General features: G+C 59.5%; 18 protein-coding genes. 11 read left to right on the top strand and 7 right to left on the bottom strand.

The features are described from left to right. Positions 1–36: 36 nt before the first annotated feature. The 3 genes from GOX73_RS15510 to GOX73_RS15500 all read right to left on the bottom strand — a co-directional run bounded on the left by GOX73_RS15510 (position 37) and on the right by GOX73_RS15500 (position 3430). On the bottom strand, positions 37–1404 hold the full coding sequence (locus GOX73_RS15510; protein ID WP_171124603.1) for a CmpA/NrtA family ABC transporter substrate-binding protein: 1368 nt from the start codon (positions 1402–1404) through the stop codon (positions 37–39). A gap of 272 nt (positions 1405–1676) precedes the next feature. Next, positions 1677–2849, bottom strand: coding sequence for a CmpA/NrtA family ABC transporter substrate-binding protein (locus tag GOX73_RS15505; RefSeq protein WP_171126421.1), 1173 nt, complete (start codon positions 2847–2849; stop codon positions 1677–1679). Next, the gene (locus tag GOX73_RS15500; protein WP_171124599.1) at positions 2846–3430 is read right to left on the bottom strand and encodes an ANTAR domain-containing response regulator; all 585 of its coding nucleotides are present in this window, start codon (positions 3428–3430) and stop codon (positions 2846–2848) included. The genes GOX73_RS15505 and GOX73_RS15500 overlap by 4 nt, the downstream gene beginning before the upstream one ends. 285 nt (positions 3431–3715) lie before the next feature. Between GOX73_RS15500 and GOX73_RS15495 the strand changes: the two genes are divergently transcribed. The 3 genes from GOX73_RS15495 to GOX73_RS15485 all read left to right on the top strand — a co-directional run bounded on the left by GOX73_RS15495 (position 3716) and on the right by GOX73_RS15485 (position 7405). Continuing rightward, positions 3716–4870, top strand: coding sequence for a phosphoserine transaminase (locus tag GOX73_RS15495; RefSeq protein WP_171126420.1), 1155 nt, complete (start codon positions 3716–3718; stop codon positions 4868–4870). A 97-nt stretch (positions 4871–4967) separates the two neighbouring features. Further along, on the top strand, positions 4968–6563 hold the full coding sequence (gene serA / locus GOX73_RS15490) for a phosphoglycerate dehydrogenase (RefSeq protein ID WP_171126419.1): 1596 nt from the start codon (positions 4968–4970) through the stop codon (positions 6561–6563). A gap of 110 nt (positions 6564–6673) precedes the next feature. Then, positions 6674–7405 carry a metallophosphoesterase family protein gene (locus GOX73_RS15485; protein ID WP_171126418.1) on the top strand — a complete coding sequence of 244 codons (732 nt, stop codon included), beginning with the start codon at positions 6674–6676 and terminating at the stop codon, positions 7403–7405. Here the strand turns inward: GOX73_RS15485 and GOX73_RS15480 are convergent. From GOX73_RS15480 to GOX73_RS15470, 3 genes are all read right to left on the bottom strand, one after another. After that, positions 7392–8909 (bottom strand): malonyl-CoA synthase, encoded by a 1518-nt coding sequence (locus GOX73_RS15480; protein ID WP_171126417.1) that lies wholly within the window; start codon positions 8907–8909, stop codon positions 7392–7394. The genes GOX73_RS15485 and GOX73_RS15480 overlap by 14 nt on opposite strands. A gap of 91 nt (positions 8910–9000) precedes the next feature. Then, the gene (locus GOX73_RS15475) at positions 9001–9705 is read right to left on the bottom strand and encodes a GntR family transcriptional regulator (protein WP_171126416.1); all 705 of its coding nucleotides are present in this window, start codon (positions 9703–9705) and stop codon (positions 9001–9003) included. A 25-nt stretch (positions 9706–9730) separates the two neighbouring features. After that, positions 9731–11086, bottom strand: coding sequence for a formimidoylglutamate deiminase (locus GOX73_RS15470; RefSeq protein ID WP_171126415.1), 1356 nt, complete (start codon positions 11084–11086; stop codon positions 9731–9733). A gap of 81 nt (positions 11087–11167) precedes the next feature. Between GOX73_RS15470 and hutI the strand changes: the two genes are divergently transcribed. The 8 genes from hutI (at position 11168) to GOX73_RS15430 (ending at position 18481) form a co-directional block, all read left to right on the top strand. After that, positions 11168–12376 (top strand): imidazolonepropionase, encoded by a 1209-nt coding sequence (gene hutI, locus GOX73_RS15465; protein WP_171134997.1) that lies wholly within the window; start codon positions 11168–11170, stop codon positions 12374–12376. Beyond that, positions 12373–13902 (top strand): histidine ammonia-lyase, encoded by a 1530-nt coding sequence (gene hutH, locus GOX73_RS15460; RefSeq protein WP_171126413.1) that lies wholly within the window; start codon positions 12373–12375, stop codon positions 13900–13902. The genes hutI and hutH overlap by 4 nt, the downstream gene beginning before the upstream one ends. Further along, positions 13902–14720, top strand: a complete 819-nt coding sequence (gene hutG, locus GOX73_RS15455) for an N-formylglutamate deformylase (protein WP_171126412.1) — start codon at positions 13902–13904, stop codon at positions 14718–14720. The genes hutH and hutG overlap by 1 nt, the downstream gene beginning before the upstream one ends. After that, the gene (gene hutU / locus GOX73_RS15450; protein ID WP_171126411.1) at positions 14717–16399 is read left to right on the top strand and encodes a urocanate hydratase; all 1683 of its coding nucleotides are present in this window, start codon (positions 14717–14719) and stop codon (positions 16397–16399) included. The genes hutG and hutU overlap by 4 nt, the downstream gene beginning before the upstream one ends. A gap of 72 nt (positions 16400–16471) precedes the next feature. Further along, positions 16472–17350 (top strand): phosphoserine phosphatase SerB, encoded by an 879-nt coding sequence (gene serB, locus GOX73_RS15445; RefSeq protein WP_171126410.1) that lies wholly within the window; start codon positions 16472–16474, stop codon positions 17348–17350. Positions 17351–17394: 44 nt separating this feature from the next. Then, positions 17395–17724: a helix-turn-helix transcriptional regulator gene (locus GOX73_RS15440; RefSeq protein WP_170388839.1), complete on the top strand. Its 330-nt coding sequence runs from the start codon at positions 17395–17397 to the stop codon at positions 17722–17724. Then, the gene (locus tag GOX73_RS15435; protein ID WP_171124575.1) at positions 17712–18140 is read left to right on the top strand and encodes an SRPBCC domain-containing protein; all 429 of its coding nucleotides are present in this window, start codon (positions 17712–17714) and stop codon (positions 18138–18140) included. Before GOX73_RS15440 ends, GOX73_RS15435 begins: the two co-directional genes overlap by 13 nt. A gap of 20 nt (positions 18141–18160) precedes the next feature. Beyond that, positions 18161–18481 carry a YciI family protein gene (locus tag GOX73_RS15430; protein ID WP_170388837.1) on the top strand — a complete coding sequence of 107 codons (321 nt, stop codon included), beginning with the start codon at positions 18161–18163 and terminating at the stop codon, positions 18479–18481. A 3-nt stretch (positions 18482–18484) separates the two neighbouring features. Here GOX73_RS15430 and GOX73_RS15425 read toward each other — a convergent pair whose 3' ends face one another. Continuing rightward, positions 18485–19483: an asparaginase gene (locus tag GOX73_RS15425; protein ID WP_171126409.1), complete on the bottom strand. Its 999-nt coding sequence runs from the start codon at positions 19481–19483 to the stop codon at positions 18485–18487. Positions 19484–19593: the final 110 nt, after the last annotated feature.

Genomic DNA, 19593 nt, shown 5'->3' with positions numbered 1-19593 from the left:
GGAAGCCCCGGCCAAACGGGCCGGGGCGAGGGGGCGTTAACCCTGAACTTCGGTGCCGATGACGACCTGCTCGCCCTTCAGGCCGATCGGCAGGCTTTGCAGATAGGCGTTGGGCTGGCGGGCGTCATAGGGAATGCCGTCGATGATATCCTCGGCAGGCGTGGGGGCTTTGTAGCCGTCGCTGTCCCAAGGGAAGTCGGCCTCATTCGCCAGACCTTCGTCGACCAGCATTTTCGCAGCGTCCAGATATATGTCTGGGCGATAGACGGATTTGGCGACTTCGTCATACCATGCATCGGTCTGCGGCTCGGCGATCTGGCCCCAGCGGCGCATCTGGGTCAGGTACCAGATGGCGTCCGAATAAAACGGGTAGGTCGCGTTATAGCGGAAGAACACGTTGAAATCGGGCACTTCACGTTTGTCACCCTTCTCGTATTCAAACGTGCCCGTCATCGAGTTCGCGATCACGTCATAATCCGCGCCCACATATTCCGGCTGGCTCAACATCTCGACCGCAGCGGGGCGGTTGGCGTTATCGTTTTCATCCAGCCACATTGCAGCGCGGATCAGAGCTTTGGTAACAGCGCGGGTGGTGTTGGGGTACTGCTCGGCGAATTCGGCATTAATGCCGAAAACCTTTTCGGGGTTGTTCTTCCACAGCTCGTAATCGGTGATGACCGGTACGCCGATGCCTTTGAACACGGCCTGCTGGTTCCACGGCTCACCAACGCAATAGCCATAGATGGTGCCTGCCTCCAAAGTGGCGGGCATCTGCGGCGGAGGCGTCACCGACAGGAATACATCCGCGCCGATCTGACCGGTCACGTTTTCAGGGCTGTAGTAACCGGGGTGCAGACCACCTGCCGCCAACCAGTAGCGCAGTTCGTAGTTGTGGGTCGATACCGGGAAAACCATGCCCATGTTAAAGGGCTTGCCTTCGGATTTGTATTTCTCGACCACCGGGGCCAGAGCCTCGGCCGAAATCGGGTGCTGCGGGCGGCCATCGTCCATTTTCGGGATATTGGGCTTCATCTCTTCCCAGACCTCGTTCGAAACGGTGATGCCGTTGCCGTTCAAGTCCATCGAGAAGGGGGTGATGATATGCGCCTCGGTGCCATAACCGATGGTTGCGGCCAGCGGTTGACCGGCCAGCATATGCGCGCCGTCCAGTTGCCCGTCAATCACACCGTCCAGCAGCACTTTCCAGTTGGCCTGCGCTTCTAGCGTGACGAACAGGCCCTCATCTAGAAAGTACCCGTTCTCATAAGCCACAGCCAGCGGGGCCATGTCGGTCAGTTTGATAAAGCCAAAGGTCAGTTCGTCCTTTTCCAGCTCCAGCGTTTCAGCTAGCGCCGGGCTAAGCAGGGCGGTGGTGGCGACAAGGCCTGCAAGCAATTTCTTCATGTGGGTCTGTCCCTTTTTTGGTCCCGGCCATCCGGGAGGGGTGAAAAACAAAAAGCCGCTGCACGCTCTGACCGGAAGGAGTGGCCAGAGTGTGAGCGGCTTTGCTCAGTCGTTCCCAAGCTTTGGGAGGAATTCTTGCGGCACACGCCTTTGCGTACCGATGGGTTCACAGTGGTAAATGCGCCGGTGCCGTTCAAGTGATTTTGCTGCGACGCGGCGTTAAATGCTGCGATTGCGCACTATGGGGCGCGGTTCTGCCTAATTCTTGGGCGTCAGATATCCTGAGGGTCAAAAATGCGCCCGTCCAGAAACGCATCCCGTTTCAGCGATAGCTGTCCGTTATGGGATGCAACGGGTGTGGTGCCGCGAATCGCGCCTTCCAGCTTTTCCGACGCACCGGGCAGATCGGCGCCCAGCCCGACCATCTGATCGCGGTAGATATCGCTGCGGAACACGCTGCCTGCCTGCGCCAGCGCCAGATGGGGATCCAGACCGTATCTCTGAGCCAGACGATGCGCGATCCACTTGGCCTGACTGCGCCACGGGAAATTCGCGGCCCCGTCGTGAAACTCGACAAACCCCGGCACCTCGCGCTGCTCGGCATGCCCGGTGATCGTGAACCGACCCGACAGCGCCCGGTCGATCAGTTCCGAGGGCAGGTTCAGATAGGTATCGCGCGCAAGGATCTCGGCGGCGGCGGTGTGACTGCCCGGCTGATCCAACCAACGCCCGGCGCGCCAGACGGCCCGCATCAGCTTGCCCAGCAGGTGCGGTTCGGTATCCGCCCAGTCGGTGCGCACGGCCAGCACCTTTTCCGGCGCAAAGGCCCAGATCGCCTGACCAGGCAGCAACAATGCACCAGCCTGCGATTCCACAGCGACCGAGCCCCAGGGTTCACCCACGCAGAACGCGTCCACATCGCCCTCGGCTAAGGCCTGCGCCATCAGCGGCGGCGGGATGGTGCGCACTTCGACCCCGATTTTGGACAGTTCGGTGGCCTCAAGCCAGCAATGCAGCAGTTCCACATGCAGCGAAAACGGGAAGGGCACGCCAAAAACCAGTGGCCCATCGGCGACCGAGGCCAGCGCGGCGGCCGCCTTGAACGGATCGCGGAAATCGAACCCGTATCCCGTGTCGCGCAGGCGGGTCTCCAATGCGCGGCTGACGCCGATGACATCTCCATTTACCGACAGGACCGACACAGCGGACAAAGGCTGCGTCACCCCGCCCAGCCCCAATGCCATCGCAACGGGAACCGGCGACAGCAGGTGCGCCGCATCAACCCGCCCAAAGGCCAGCATATCGCGCACCGACGACCAAGAAGGCGCTGCGATCAGGTCCAGCTCGACCCCTTCGGCGCGGGCCAGGCCCATTTCATGCGCCACGATCAGGGGGGCGGCGTCCACCAGTGGAACATAAGCAACGGGCAGGGTCACGGCGTTCATGACAATAGCCCCGAGGCTGTGACCAGCGCCTCGGCCACATCGGCGACGCGGCGGCCCTGATCCATCGCGGCTTTGCGCAGCAGGGCATAAGCCTCTTCTTCTTCAACCCCGCGCGCCTTCATCAGCAGGCCCTTGGCGCGGTCGATTACTTTGCGTTCTTCCAGCGCGCGCTTGGTCTCGGCCAGTTCACGGCGCATCTGGCGCACGATCTGGAACCGCGCGATGGCGGCGTCCAGCACGGGCTTCAAGCGGTCCGGCTGCATCCCGTCGACCACATAGGCTGACAACCCAGCCTCGATCGCAGTCGAGGCCAGATCACCGGCAGCGCCCGACACGAACATGGCCACGGGCCGTTCCAGCGGGCCGGATGCCAGCGTCAGCTCCTCAAGCATGTCACGGGTCGGGTTGTCGATGTCGATCAGCACCACATCGGGCACCAGCGCGGCTATCTTGCGCGCAAGGCTGGAGACATTGCCGATCACATGCACATCATAAGCCCCGGACGACTTGAGCGCGTCGACGATGGCAATCGCACGCTCGCGGTCTTCTTCAACAACGACAATGGTCAGGGTATCGGGCATGGGACATTTTCACTGTGCTTCAGAATGATCACAAGTGTTCCGGGCCCTTTCCGTTGCGGTCCGAGGGGGGCTGCCTAAAAATTAGTCAAAAGCTCACCGAGTCGCGTTAACGGGCTGCAAATCTTTCGCCTATCGGAAACTCATGACTGCGGATTGGGTGAAATTGAATGTCGTTTTCCGACTTTGAAGCGTCTTTTCCGCTTGCTGCAGCGCGGCGGGCTTTCTAGGTGTGGCGGCGGGACACCCCTCCCCAACGAGGGGCGTGTATCTGGAAGGGTAATACACATGAGCATTGAACAACCGGTCACGCGGCCGGCCAATCCGCGTTTTTCCTCGGGCCCCTGCGCCAAACCTCCGACATTTGATCTGACTAAACTGGCCGATGCCGCGCTGGGCCGGTCGCACCGTGCCGCCGTGGGCAAGGATAAGCTGAAGGCGGCCATCGAAGGCACGCGCGAGGTGCTGGGCATTCCGGCGGATTACAAGATCGGCATCGTACCCGCATCCGACACAGGCGCGGTCGAGATGGCGCTGTGGTCGCTTTTGGGTGAACGCAAGGTCGAAATGCTGGCGTGGGAAAGCTTTGGCGCCGGTTGGGTTGCCGACGTGGTTAAGCAACTGAAGATCGACGCCGAGGTGAAAACCGCCGACTATGGACAGATTGTCGATCTGACTTCGGTCGATTTCGCCAATGACGTGGTGTTTACGTGGAATGGCACGACCTCGGGCGTGCGGGTGCCCAATGGCGACTGGATCGCGGATGATCGTCAGGGTCTGACGATCTGTGATGCAACCTCGGCTGCCTTTGCGATGGACCTGCCGTGGGACAAGCTGGATGTGACTACCTTTAGCTGGCAAAAGGTGCTGGGTGGCGAGGCTGCGCACGGGATGCTGATCCTCAGCCCGCGCGCGGTGGAACGGCTTGAAAGCTACACCCCCGCATGGCCTCTGCCGAAGATTTTCCGCCTGACCAAAGGTGGCAAGCTGATCGAGGGTATCTTTACAGGGGCTACGATCAACACGCCTTCGATGCTGGCGGTCGAGGATTACCTGTTCGCGCTGGACTGGGCGCGTTCAGTTGGCGGCCTGCAAGGGTTGATCGCCCGCGCCAATGCCAATGCGGGTGCAGTGCACGCCTTCTGCGACCAGAACGATTGGATCGCCAATCTGGCCGAAGACTTGGCGACGCAGTCAAACACCTCGGTCTGCCTGAAATTCACAGATGGGCGCATTCAGGACGGTGCAGCTTTTGCGAAAGCCGTGGCCAAGCGGCTTGAGGCCGAGAATATCGCCTTGGACATCGGTGCCTATCGCGACGCGCCTGCGGGCCTGCGGATTTGGTGCGGCGGTACTGTCGAGACCTCGGATATCGAAGCGATGCTGCCGTGGCTGGCCTGGGCCTTTGAAGCCGAGATCGCGGCGCAGTCTGAGGCTGCCTGAACCGCAAGTGCCGGGCTGAAGCCCGGCCTACACCCCCTCTCAACGTAGGGCGGGCTTCAGCCCGCCACCCGTAAAACTCTTTAAAGGACCAAAGAATATGGCCCCCAAAGTACTCGTATCTGACAAGCTCAGCGAAACAGCCGTGCAGATCTTCCGCGATCGCGGTATCGACGTGGATTTCATGCCCGATCTGGGCAAGGACAAGGACAAGCTGGCCGAGGTGATCGGCCAATATGACGGCCTTGCCATCCGTTCGGCCACCAAGGTCACGCCGACCCTGCTGGAAAAAGCCGACAATCTGAAAGTCATCGGTCGTGCCGGGATCGGCACCGACAATGTCGACAAGGAAGCGGCGTCTAAGAAGGGCGTGATCGTGATGAACACGCCCTTTGGCAACATGATCACCACCGCCGAACACGCAATTGCGATGATGTTCGCCGTGGCGCGGCAAATCCCCGAGGCCAGCACCTCGACCCATGCGGGCAAGTGGGAAAAGTCGAAATTCATGGGGATCGAGTTGACCAACAAGACGCTTGGCGTCATCGGTGCAGGCAACATTGGCGGGATCGTCTGTGAACGCGCGCTGGGTCTTAAGATGAAAGTGGTCGCCTATGACCCTTATCTGGGCGAAGAGCAAGCCGCAAAGATGGGTGTCGAAAAGGTCGAGCTGGATGAGTTGCTGGCGCGGGCCGATTTCATCACCCTGCACGTGCCTTTGACGGATCAGACCCGCAACATCCTCAGCCGTGAGAACCTGGCCAAGACCAAGAAGGGCGTGCGCATCGTGAACTGTGCGCGTGGCGGTCTGGTCGACGAGGACGCGCTGGCTGACCTGCTGCAATCGGGCCACGTTGCGGGCGCGGCCTTTGATGTGTTCAGCGAAGAACCAGCCAAGGAAAACGCGCTGTTCAATCTGCCCAACGTGGTCTGCACACCGCATCTGGGCGCAGCAACGACCGAGGCGCAGGAGAACGTCGCGCTGCAGGTTGCCGAGCAGATCTCGAACTATCTGCTGACCGGTGCCGTGGAAAACGCACTGAACATGCCCAGTGTGACGGCTGAAGAAGCCAAGATCATGGGGCCGTGGATCAAACTGGCCGGGCATCTGGGGAGCTTCATTGGCCAGATGACGGATGAGCCGATCAAGGCGATCAACATCTTGTATGACGGGGTCGCGGCTGAGATGAACCTGGCGGCTCTGAACTGTTCGGTCGTGGCCGGGATCATGAAGAAATTCAATCCCGAGGTGAACATGGTTTCAGCCCCGGTTGTTGCCAAGGAGCGGGGGATCAAGATCTCGACCACCAATCAGGACAAATCGGGCGCGTTCGAAGGGTACATCAAAGTGACCGTCGTGACAGAAAAGCGCGAGCGGTCCATCGGTGGTACCGTCTTCAGCGACGGCAAGCCGCGTTTTATCCAGATCAAAGGCATTAATATCGACGCCGAGGTGGGTTCTCACATGCTCTACACCACCAACGAGGACGTGCCCGGCATCATCGGTGCACTGGGTCGGACCATGGGCGACCACGACGTCAACATCGCGAACTTTACTCTGGGCCGGTCCGAGGCCGGGGGCGAGGCCATCGCCTTGCTGTACGTGGATGAGCCTGTTCCGGCCGAGGCGCGAGCGCAATTGGCGGAAACCGGTCTGTTCACACAGATCAAGCCGCTGAAATTCGATGTTGCATAAGCATCTTTAAACGGACAACAAATTCAATGCCCGCGCTTAGTTAGTGCGGGCATTGTCTTTTGCTGACCATCACAGGCCGCACACGCGGCGCGCTAAGAAAGGGCTTTGCATTGACGACACCAATCTACGCCGTCGGGGATATCCATGGGCAGCTTGATATGTTGCAGGATGCGCTGTCGCGGATCGAGAAAGATGGCGGTCCCGATGCGCGTGTCGTGTTTCTGGGGGATTACGTGGACCGGGGGCCGAACAGTCGCGGCGTGCTTGACCTTTTGATCGAAGGTCGGCGCGCAGGGCGGAACTGGGTGATGGTCAAAGGAAACCACGACAGGATGATGGCGCGGTTCGTCCAAGACGCCGAGATCGCCGACACGCACCTTCCGATCACGCTCAACTGGTTGCACCCGCGTCTGGGTGGGCGCGAGACCCTGGCCTCTTACGGGGTTATGATCGACGATACAGACCGTATCTATCAGGCTTATGAACGCGCGCGTGATGCAGTGCCGCAAGCGCATCTTGATTTCATCAATGCCTTGCCGACTTACCACACGGAAGATGATCTGTTGTTTGTGCATGCCGGTATTCGCCCCGGGGTGCCCTTGGATCAGCAGTCGGAGAATGATCTGGTTTGGATTCGGCACGAATTCCTTAGGGACACGAATACGCATCCATGGCTGATCGTGCATGGGCATACGCCGGTGGATCAGGCTGAACATTGCGGCAATCGGGTCAATCTGGACACGGGCGCTGGTTACGGTCGTCCACTGTCGTCAGCCGTATTCCAAGGGCGGCAGTGCTGGCTTTTGACGGATCGCGGGCGGATGCCGCTTATGCCTGTGTGAACAAGTCCTGATACTTTTCCCGCAGTATGTTTTTCTGAACTTTTCCCATCGTATTGCGGGGCAGTTCGTCCAGCACGACAAGCTTGCGCGGATGTTTGAAACGGGCCAGTTCTTTTTGCACATTTGCCTGAATCAACGCGATATCCGGTGTTTGGCCCGGTTCCACCACCAGAATACCCAGAACGGTTTCGCCAAAATCCGGGTGCGGTACGCCGATCACGGCGCTTTCCAGCACGCCGGGTTGATCATCCAGCACCAGCTCTACCTCTTTTGGGTAAACGTTATATCCGCCCGAGATTATCAGGTCTTTGCCGCGCCCGACGATATGAACATACCCGTCCGCGTCCACGTGCCCGAGATCACCCGTGATAAAGAAACCATCGTCGCGCAATTCGGCGGCTGTCTTTTCCGGCATGCCCCAATAGCCCTGAAAAACATTGGGGCCGCGCACCTCGATCATTCCAATTTCACCCTGAGGCATCGCGTCTCCGGTGTCCGGATCGGTGACCTTGAGCTCGACATCCGGCAAGGGAAAGCCAACTGTTCCGGCACGGCGTTCCCCGTCATAGGGGTTGGATGTGTTCATGTTGGTTTCGGTCATGCCATAACGTTCAAGAATGCGGTGACCAGTGCGTGCCTCAAACCGCTCGTGCGTTTCTGCAAGCAGGGGGGCCGATCCTGAAATGAACAGCCGCATGTGCTGCGCCAAATCGCCGGTAAATCGGTCATCGGCCAGCAGGCGCGTGTAAAAGGTCGGGACGCCCATCATGGAGGTGGCCTGCGGCATCAGGCGCAGCACGTCGTCCAGATCGAATTTCCGCAGAAATATCATCGACCCACCTGATGCCAGCGCCACGTTCGTCGCCACAAACAGACCATGTGTGTGAAAGATCGGCAGCGCGTGCAAAAGCACATCTTCGCGGGTGAACCGCCATTCCTGCACCAAAGTGTCTGCGTTAGACAGCAGGTTGGCGTGTGACAGCATCGCCCCCTTGGATCGTCCGGTCGTGCCCGAAGTATAAAGGAAAGCCGCCAAGTCATCCTCGGTCCGTCGAACCGGCTCAAAGGCGGGCAACATGCCAAGCGCACGCCGCATAAGGCTGCCTGTGCCGTCAGAACTCAGAGTTTCAAGCCGCGCATTTTGTGCTTGGGCGATTGGCGCAAGGTCTGCCTCGTTTCGGGGATCGCACAGGACCAGCGACGCGCTGCTGTTTTCGATAAAATAGGTCAGTTCGCCAACCGTGTACCCCGTGTTGAGCGGCAGAAAGACCAATCCGGTTTGCGCACAGGCCGCATAGACGGCCAAGGCTTCGGGCGACTTTTCCACCTGAACGGCAACCCGGTCTCCGGGCTCCAGGCCATATCCGGTCAGTGCGTTCGCGATCCGTGCCGCCATGTCCAGAAACGCGGCATGGGTCAGCGTCTGGCCATCCGGCAATTGCAGGAACGGGGTGTCTTTGCCCGCGTGAATGCCAAACAAGCGATCATAGAGCGGGTTGCCCATGCCATCAGTCCCTTATGCCGGAATATCCGGTTCTGAATCTGGCTTGGATTGCAGGGGCGGTAAAGTCAAAATTGCGAAAACCCTGATCCGCTCAGAACTGAGTGGTCATGCGGTACCCGGCGGCAAAATACATCTTGGCAAAGGTAACCGGCCGCCCCTCAAGCCACGTGATGCGTTCACCTGTAAAAACCGGCTCACCTTCTGCGACATCCAGAAAATCAGCCAGTGCTACATCGGCGCGACTGGCCAGAAAGGTCAGTTCCACATTGGTGAAAGGCACGGTCTGGATCAGCCATTCATTCGGGCCGATCTCCGAAAAATTCGCCTGCTTCACTTGCGGTACGCTGTCGGTAACGATCCAGCGGTCCTCGTACTGAAATGGGGTGTTGCCCGAATAGTGCATGCAGCGCACATGCATGACGTCCCGACCCGGCGATAAGGCGAGCCGAGCGGCCAGCCAGTCGGGGGCTGTTTTTTGATCGCAGGATACAAGCGCATAGCGATAGGTTCCGCCTAACGCCTCAACCTCGTCCCGGACCATGGGGATGGTGAAACGCGCCTGACGTTGCGGTGCGCTCAGGACCCGCGTTCCGGCCTTGCGGCGACGTTCCAGATATCCTTCCTCGGCCAGTTCCCTCAGCGCCCGGTTGACGGTGGTACGGGTGCACGAAAACTCGGTGGCAAGTTCCGATTCATTCGGCAGCAGCGAGTCCGGCTGCCAATCACCGGACCGAATACGTGCCAGAACGGTTTTCTTGATGTCTTTGTAGCTGGTGTTTTCGGTGGATTGGGTCATGTGGCCTCGGGTTTGGTACCTTGTCTTAGAGTTCACTCAGCAGTTCAGCAATCGCTTCCCGGTACGCAGGGATGATCTGATCGCGATGAATGTGCCGCCCTTGCCGCACCATATGGCGCCCTGCCGACCACAGATCTGTCACCAGCCCATCGGGGGCAGCAAAACACAGGCCGTCCAGCACTTGATCGTCGCGCAAGGCACACAGCGTCGGGTGCGATTGGTCGATGGCAACAAGGTCTGCTAACTTGCCTACGGCAATTTCCCCTCCCTCACGTGCCAGCGCCTGAGCGCCACCGCAGGCCGCACCTGTGTAAAGGGCGTGGCCAACCGACCCTTCTGGCGAAACCATAATGGTGCGCGCCCGGTCACGGAGGCGTTGCGAATACTCCAGCATCCGAAGCTCTTCGGACAGTGAGATTCGGATGTTTGAGTCTGATCCGATCCCGAACCGCCCACGATTGCTGATGTACTCCGCCCCGTTGAAGATACCGTCCCCAAGGTTGGCTTCGGTGATTGGGCACAGCCCTGCCACGGCCTCGGATCGTGCCAGCCGCTGTGTTTCCTCGTCGGTCATGTGCGTGGCATGGATCAGGCACCAGCGACTATCCACGTCAAAGTTGCTGAGCAGCCAGCTTACTGGACGGTCACCAAGGGCGGCTTCGACGGCGGAGACTTCCTGCACCTGCTCGGCGATGTGCATGTGAACAGGACCGGTTGGTCGTTCGTCGAGTACGGCCCGAATGTCCTGCACTGTGGTTGCACGCAGTGAGTGGGGTGCGACCCCGATTACAGAATCCGCATGGGGTAGGGCCTTTTGGCAGTCTTCAACCAGTTTCAGAAACTGATTGGTCGAGGTGCCAAATCGCAATTGCCCGCCGGTCAAAGGCTCCTGCCGCACGCCACCATAGGTGTAGAGCACCGGCAGATGTGTCAATCCGATGCCGGTCTGACTTGCGGCGGAATAGATGCGCTGACTGAGTTCAGAAGGCGTGTCGTAAGGCTGCCCACCGGGTTGGTTGTGGACATAGTGAAATTCACCCACCGACGCGTATCCGGCCTCCTGCATCTCCATGTAGACCAATGCTGCAATGGCTTGAATCTGTTCCGGGGTTAGCCTGTCCAGAAAGCGGTACATCAGGGTGCGCCACGTCCAAAAGCTTTCGCGTCCGGCTGCGCGCACTTCGGTCATGCCTGCCATGGCCCTTTGGAAGGCGTGGCTGTGCAGGTTTGCTAAGGCTGGCAACAGAACATCGACGCGCACGTCATCCGGTTTGGCCGCGACCCCGGTTTGTAGCTGCGTTATCCGGCCATTCTCGACCTTGACCCAAAGGTCGTGGACCCAATCAGAGCCTAATAAGGCAGTTTTGGCATGGACCGACATAGGCATTCCAATTTGTGTAGACTTTAAATATTTATACATATACGAAATAGCAAATTGCAACGGGAACCCCAAGGAATCGTCATGGCGGCACAATCGGTCCTTTTCTGTTCTCAGGTGGCGACGATGATGCCGGGGTCTGAGTCATACGGTTTGGGCCGGGACATGGCGGTTGCGGTCGAAGGTGAGAGAATTGCGTGGGTCGGCCCCAAGTTAACCTTGCCCCAGCAATATAAGGCGTGGCCAAGCACGGATTTTGGGGACAGATTGATGACACCGGCCCTGATTGACGCCCACACGCATATTGTATTCGGGGGCAATCGGGCAGCAGAGTTCGAGATGCGGCTGAACGGTGCCTCATACGAACAGATTGCGCGCGCGGGGGGCGGAATCCTTTCGACGGTCACGGCGACACGACAGGCCAGCGAAGCAGAGCTATTGACCGATGCCCTGACGCGCGTGGATGCATTGATGGCCGAAGGTGTCACCTGCATCGAAATCAAATCCGGTTATGGGTTGGATACTGAAACCGAACTGAAAATGCTGCGCGTGGCGCGTCAGATCGGGCAGGCTCGCCGGGTTCGGGTCAGAACAAGCTTTTTGGGCGCACATGCTGTGCCACCTGACTATGCGGGCCGGCCAGACGACTATCTGTATGACGTTTGCCTTCCAACCCTGCGCGCGGCTCAGGCCGAGGGGTTGGTGGATGCGGTAGACGGCTTTTGTGAAGGAATAGCCTTTTCGCCAGACCAGATCACCGTTGTTTTTGACGAAGCCAAGCACCTTGGGTTGCCCGTTAAACTGCATGCCGAACAGCTTTCAAATCTTGGCGGCGCAAAACTGGCGGCCAGATACGGGGCTTTGTCCGCTGATCATATCGAGTATCTGGACGCGGATGGCGTATCGGCAATCGCGGAAGCGGGCACCGTAGCGGTGCTTTTGCCGGGGGCGTTCTACACCTTGCGAGAAACGCAGGCTCCTCCGGTGCAGATGCTAAGAGACAGTCATGTACCTATCGCGCTGGCGACGGATTGCAATCCGGGGTCGTCCCCGTTGGCCTCCATTTTGCTGACGATGAACATGACCTGCACACTGTTCCGCCTGACCCCCGAAGAAGTATTGGCCGGGGTCACCCGGAATGCGGCCCGCGCGCTTGGGCTTCGGGATACCGGCACGATCGCTGTTGGTCAGCGCGCTGATCTGGCAGTGTGGGATGTTCAACATCCGGCAGAGTTGCCGTACCGGATTGGATTCAACCCCCTGCATACGCGCATATTCGGAGGTCAGGCATGACGCGCTACGCTTTGGTGCCGGGACAGGTTTCGCTGTCTGATCTTGCGGAGGTCTATTGGACGCAGGCTTCGGCTTTTCTGGAAGACGGGTGCAGGCCAGCAGTCGATGCGGCAGCGGCACGTGTTCGTGAGGCCGCCGCAGGAGAAGCAGCCGTTTATGGCGTCAATACCGGCTTTGGCAAGCTGGCCAGCCATAAGATCAAGGCGGATGACACCGCCAAGCTGCAGCGTAACCTGATCCTCAGCCATTGCTGTGGCGTCGGGTCTGCTGTGCCCCGCCGCATTACCCGGCTTATGATGACGCTTAAACTGATCTCGTTCGGGCGCGGAGCGTCGGGTGTGCGTTGGGACTTGATCGAGCTGTTGCAAAATATGCTAGAGCGCGAGGTTACTCCGGTTGTGCCTGCGCAGGGGTCTGTAGGCGCTTCTGGCGATCTTGCACCGCTGGCGCATATGACAGCCGTGTTCATCGGAGAGGGAGAGGCCGACGTAGACGGCAGCCTATTACCCGGGCGCGAAGCGCTGAATTCGGTCGGGTTAGAGCCTGTTGAGCTTGGACCGAAAGAAGGGTTGGCCTTTATTAACGGCACCCAATTCTCAACCGCATACGCGCTGGCCGGATTGTTCGAAGCCTGGCGTGCAGCCCAGAACGCTTTGACCATTTCAGCGCTTTCGACGGACGCGATAATGGGATCTACCGCCCCTCTGCGGCCCGAGATTCACGCCCTGCGCGGTCATCGTGGGCAAACCGAAGCCGCGGGTGCCATGCGATCCATTCTCGCCGGGTCCGAAATCCGTGAGAGCCATCGTGACGGGGACACCCGCGTGCAGGACCCGTATTGCATCCGGTGCCAGCCACAGGTCACGGGCGCGGCGATGGATGTCATGCGTCAGGCGGCGACCACGCTGGGGATTGAGGCCAACGCCGCCACGGATAATCCGTTGGTGCTTGAGGACGCAATTCTGTCAGGTGGGAATTTCCATGCCGAACCCGTGGGATTTGCGGCGGATATGATCGCACTGGCCCTGTCAGAAATCGGCGCGATTGCGCAGCGCCGTATTGCTTTGATGGTTGACCCTGCGCTCAGCTTTGACCTGCCGCCCTTCCTGACGCCCGAGCCGGGATTGAACTCGGGCCTTATGATCGCCGAAGTCACCACAGCCGCGTTGATGAGCGAAAACAAGCATCTGGCGAACCCTTGCGTGACAGACAGCACTCCAACATCTGCCAACCAAGAAGACCACGTCTCGATGGCTGCACACGGGGCGCGGCGTCTGATGCGGATGGTGGACAACCTAAGCTATATTCTGGGGGTCGAATTGCTGTGCGCTGCTCAGGGTGTGGAATTTCGCGCTCCGCTGAGGACCAGCGTGCCGTTGCAGCAGGTCATCAAGCGTCTGCGCGCGGACATCGACCCGCTAAAGGATGATCGCTATCTTGCCCCGGACCTTGAAGCTGCGAAAAAGCTGGTTGCAGGTGGGGATATCCTGCGCGCGGTAGGCACCCCAATGCCGGGGCTGAACTGATGCAAGTGGTCAACGTCCTAAAGGGCGACGGGCCGATCGTGCTGGGGCAACCTCATGGCGGGACATTTGTACCCGCCGATATCGCGGCGCGCCTGAATGATACCGGCCGTGGGCTTAGCGATACCGACTGGCACATAAACAGGCTCTATGATGGCCTTTTTGACGGGGTTTCCGTCGTTCAATCCAACATCCATCGCTACGTCGTTGATGCCAATCGCGCACCGGATGGGGCGTCGCTGTATCCCGGGCAAAACACGACGACGCTTGTCCCGTTGACAGATTTTGACGGGCACCCGATCTGGGCCGAGGGTCAGACTCCTTCGGCGGACGAAACGGAAAGCCGGCGGCTGGCGTTTCACGCACCCTATCACGATGCTTTGCGGCAAGAGTTGGAACGGGTCCGCGATCGCCACGGTGTTGCAATCCTGTTCGATTGCCACTCGATCCGGTCGGTGATCCCTTATCTGTTTGAAGGCGAATTGCCGGTGTTCAATACAGGCACAAATGTCGGCCAGAGCTGTCATCCCGCTGTTGAGCAGGCTGTGCATCACGTCGCTACTGAGGCGGACGGGTTTTCATCCGTTCTGAACGGTCGCTTCCGGGGGGGATGGACGACGCGCCATTACGGCCGCCCGTCCGAGGGTATCCACGCGATCCAGATGGAAATCGCACAGCGGGCCTATATGGACGAAACACCCCCGTGGACGTGGCGGGATGACCGCGCCGCAGCCCTGCGACCTCATCTGCGCAATATGTTGTCCCGTTTAAACGAACTGGCGCTTTCAGGCGAACTCACCAACACAGGAGCCCACACATGAGCGATCCGCGTAAAAACACCCGCGATGTCTATCCGCCGACCGGCCCCGAGTTGAATGCCAAAAGCTGGGTGACCGAGGCTCCGCTGCGGATGCTGATGAACAACCTGCACCCGGACGTGGCCGAAAACCCGCATGAGTTGGTGGTTTATGGCGGTATCGGACGCGCGGCGCGCACGTGGAAGGATTTCGACAGGATCGTGGCTGGTCTAAAGGATCTGGAGGTGGACGAGACCCTGATCGTCCAGTCTGGTAAACCTGTGGCCATTATCCGCACGCACAAGGATGCGCCGCGCGTCTTGATCGCTAATTCCAACATCGTGCCGCATTGGGCGACATGGGACCATTTCAACGAGCTCGATAAGAAGGGCTTGATGATGTACGGCCAGATGACTGCGGGGTCGTGGATCTATATCGGCACGCAGGGCATCGTTCAGGGCACCTATGAAACCTTTGCCGAGGCTGGGCGCCAGCACTATGGCGGCGACCTGACGGGCCGATGGATTCTGACCGGCGGTCTGGGCGGCATGGGCGGCGCGCAGCCTTTGGCGGCTGTTTTCGCCGGGGCCTGTTGTTTGGCGGTCGAGTGCAATCCCGACAGCATCGATTTCCGCCTGCGGACAAAATATCTGGACGAAAAGGCCGAAACTCTGGAAGAGGCGTTGGCGATGATCGACCGCTGGACTAAAGCGGGAGAGGCGAAATCGGTTGGTTTGCTGGGCAATGCTGCCGAGGTTTTCCCCGAGATTTACCGCCGTATGGCCGACGGTGGGATGCGCCCTGACATCGTTACTGACCAGACCAGTGCACATGACCCGATCAACGGCTATCTGCCCGTGGGATGGTCGATGGCCGAATGGCGCGACAAACGCGAAACAGACCCTAAAGCGGTTGAAAAGGCCGCGTGCGCCTCGATGAAACAACACGTTGCGGCGATGGTCGATTTCTGGAACGCAGGCGTGCCGACGCTGGACTATGGCAACAACATCCGACAGGTGGCGCAGGATCAAGGGCTGGAGAACGCCTTCGCCTTTCCCGGTTTCGTTCCTGCCTATATCCGACCGCTGTTCTGCAAAGGGATCGGTCCGTTCCGCTGGTGCGCGCTGTCCGGTGACCCCGAGGATATCTACAAGACCGACGCTAAGATGAAGGAACTATTCCCCGAGAATGAGCACCTCCATCGTTGGCTGGACATGGCCCGAGATCGGATCGCATTTCAGGGCCTGCCTGCCCGTATCTGCTGGATCGGGCTGGGCGATCGGCACCGCGCTGGGTTGGCCTTCAACGAAATGGTGGCGAGTGGTGAGTTGAAAGCCCCGGTCGTGATCGGACGCGACCACCTGGACAGCGGCTCGGTCGCCAGCCCCAACCGCGAAACCGAAGCGATGCTGGATGGATCCGACGCGGTAAGTGACTGGCCTTTGCTGAATGCGTTGATCAACACGGCCAGTGGCGCGACATGGGTATCGCTGCACCATGGCGGCGGTGTTGGCATGGGCTTCAGTCAGCACGCTGGCGTGGTGATCTGCGCCGACGGGACCGAGGATGCAGCACGGCGGTTGGAGCGCGTGTTGTGGAACGACCCGGCCTCGGGTGTGTGGCGACATGCGGATGCGGGCTATGACATCGCAAAGGATTGCGCACGCGACCATGGTTTGCGGTTGCCGGGAATTCTGGGCTAGGCCGCATCAATCTGTCTCTGGCGAAAATGCTGCACCTGCGATATGCGCAGGGCAGCTTGCAGGAGACCGAAGATGTACGTTGCCACACTGATCACCAACCCCGACGCGCCGACGCTGAACCAGACACTGGTGGACTCGTTGCGCAATGCGTGGGGCGGGGGCGACATCGTTTGGCTCAGCCCGGACGAGGCGGCCGAGTTTTCGGTATCTCAAGTCCCCGACAATCAATGGGACGTCTGGGCGGATTTGCAGAAGATGGGTGTTGATCTGATCGTGCAGCCCACCGAAGGACGGCGAAAAAAGATGCTGCTGGCCGATATGGACAGCACCATGATCCAGCAAGAATGTATCGACGAGCTGGCGGACGAAGCGGGCGTCGGCGACCGTGTCAAGGATATCACCGCCCGCGCGATGAACGGTGATCTGGATTTCGAAGGCGCGCTGACTGAACGCGTCGGTCTTTTGAAAGGTCTGGACGAGGCCGTGATCGCCAAAGTGCTGGCCGAACGGATTACCCTGATGCCCGGCGGTCAGGAACTGGTCGCGACCATGCGTGCAACCGGCGGATACGCAGCGCTTGTTTCAGGCGGGTTTACGGCCTTCACAGCAAAAGTCGGAGAGGTTTTGGGCTTCGATGAAAACCGGGCCAACACCCTGCTGGCCGAGAACAGCAAACTGACAGGCGACGTTCAGCATCCAATTCTGGGACGGCAGGCCAAGGTAGACGCCCTGGAGCAGATCACGGCGCGGCTGGGTTTGTCTGAGGAGGACGTGATTGCCGTGGGCGACGGTGCAAATGATCTTGGGATGCTGGGCCGCGCTGGAACGGGTGTCGCGCTGCATGCCAAGCCCTCAGTCGCCGAGAAATGCGATGTTCGGGTCAACCACGGTGATTTGACTGCTCTGCTATACGTGCAAGGATACGCTCGGTCCGATTTTGTCTGTGCGTGATATCTGGGCTTTTCTAAATTTAACAAAAATGTTAATAATCGGTTATGAACACACTTCTGACCGCTTTTTCCGCATTGTCCGATGCCACCCGGTTTTCGATCGTCGAACAGTTAATGCAAGACGGAGAACTGCCTGCCGGTGACCTGATCGAAGGGCGCGGCATGTCCGGTGCTGCGATCTCGCGGCATTTGAAGGTGCTGCGTGAGGCGGGTCTGGTTCAGCAGCGTGTGCATGGGACGCAGCGCATGTATTCCATCCGGGCCGAAGGGCTGCGGGCTGTTGCTGAATGGACCATCTCGAAACGGCAATTCTGGGAAAGCAGCCTTGATCGTCTGGGCGACGCTATCGAAAAGGAGCAGTCATGGCCGACCTGAAACTGGAGCGAGAGTTCCCGATAGACCCCAAGGACCTGTTTGCCTGGATCAGCAATGCAGAAAAGCTGTTGCTGTGGTGGGGGCCGGAAGGCGTGCATGTGCCCGAACACAATCTGGATTTTTCACGCCTTGGCCCGTGGTACTCGGTGATGCAGAACGCAGAGGGCCAGCGGTTCAAGGTATCGGGGCAGGTCACACACGTTGATCCGCCCAAATCCGTTGGGTTTACGTGGGGCTGGCATGACGATCAGGATCGGCGCGGCGCGGAAAGTCACGTGACGCTATTCGTTGAAGCCGCTGGCCAAGGCGCACGGTTGATCATTGATCACCGCGAACTGGGTGACGACGATATCGCAGCCAACCATGAAAAAGGCTGGACCTCGACGCTCAACAAGCTTGCTGCGCAGTTGAATTAGATTTCAGTAGGGAGGAAAGAATGCCGCAATTTCTTTTTGTTTATCACGGTGGTCATACTCCGACCGACCCGGCCGAGATCGAAGCGACCATGGCCGCCTGGGGCGCTTGGTTCCAGAATATGGGCGCGGCGCTTGAAATCCCCGGAAACCCGGTTGGTCAGTCCTATACGGTCAGCTCCAGTGGTGTGGTTGACAATGGCGGCGCAAACCCGGCCTCGGGCTTTACTGTCATCAAGGCCGATAGCATGGATGCCGCAACCGAGATGGCCAAGGGCTGCCCGATGGTGGTGAACGGTTCAGGCTCGGTCGAGGTGGCCGAGGTACACGAGATCGAGATGTAACGCCTAGCCGGGGAAACCCGGCGCTGGGCGTATTAGCCCGCATTCCAGACCACGACGGCTGTATTGTATGGCGTTCATGAACTTACGGGTGGCCGGGTGATCGGCCTCCAGCACACCAAGGCTGACCAGAATGGCGGCAATGGCACATTCGCTTGCCCGCGTGGTGCCGTCGGTGATCTTCAGCGCGACCCCCATGCGTTTCTCCGGGAGTATTGCAACAAAAACGGCCTCAGCCCCGGTTTTGATAGCTGCACGGCCACCCATGGCGCGCATTAATTCGGTGCAGGCGCGGCTTTCCCCGGCAACCAGTTCAGGATGTTTGATCATCGCAGCCGTCAGTTGCGCCGCAGCATCGCTGGCGCGATCGGACCGGTCCGCGGCGCTGGCAAACCATGCCATCGACCGCGCCAACCCAGCCAGCGAGGTTGCAAAGTTGGGGGCCGAGCAACCGTCGATCCCATAGGCCGGGCTGGTCTCGCCGGTTGTTTCTTCGATGGCTGACAGGCAGGCTTGTTGCACGGGGTGGTCGATCTCAAGGTATTCTGGCCCAGCCCCCATATGCTGGGCCACGGTCAGGAACCCGCAATGCTTGCCAGAGCAGTTGTTGTGAACCTGGCAGGGTGTGTCATCCGCCAGTATCAAGCCGTCGCGTGCCGCCATGTCTTGCGGTTCTTGCGGGCCGCAGCGCAGATCGTGTTCCGTCAGGCCCAAATGATCTAGCCAGGCCGACACCCGATCCGTGTGGATGTGCGCCCCGCTGTGGGACGCGCAGGCCAGTGCCAGATGTTCCGAATTCAGCCCGTATTTCGCCGCCGCCCCGGATGTAATCAGCGGAAGCCCCTGGATCATCTTGGCCGAGGATCTCGGATAGATCACCGCGTCGGGATCGCCCCAGCTTTGCACGATCTGGCCGCTGTCATCGCAGATCACCGCGTGGCCCAGATGCAGGCTTTCCAGCAAGGGGCCGCGCCACAGTTCTGTCATTGGTACCGGCTGCGTCATCTGAACCCTCCGTAACATGCGCAAAATTCTGCCAATCGCCCTTTCGCCTGTGGCGAAACCTGCGTTAGTGTGTGTATGTCGGCAATCACCGGATTACGCAACTCACAGAC

Origin of the sequence: Ruegeria sp. HKCCD7221, assembly GCF_013031225.1 — a bacterium.
GTDB lineage: Bacteria > Pseudomonadota > Alphaproteobacteria > Rhodobacterales > Rhodobacteraceae > Ruegeria.
This window is presented reverse-complemented; position numbering and strand designations above follow the sequence as displayed.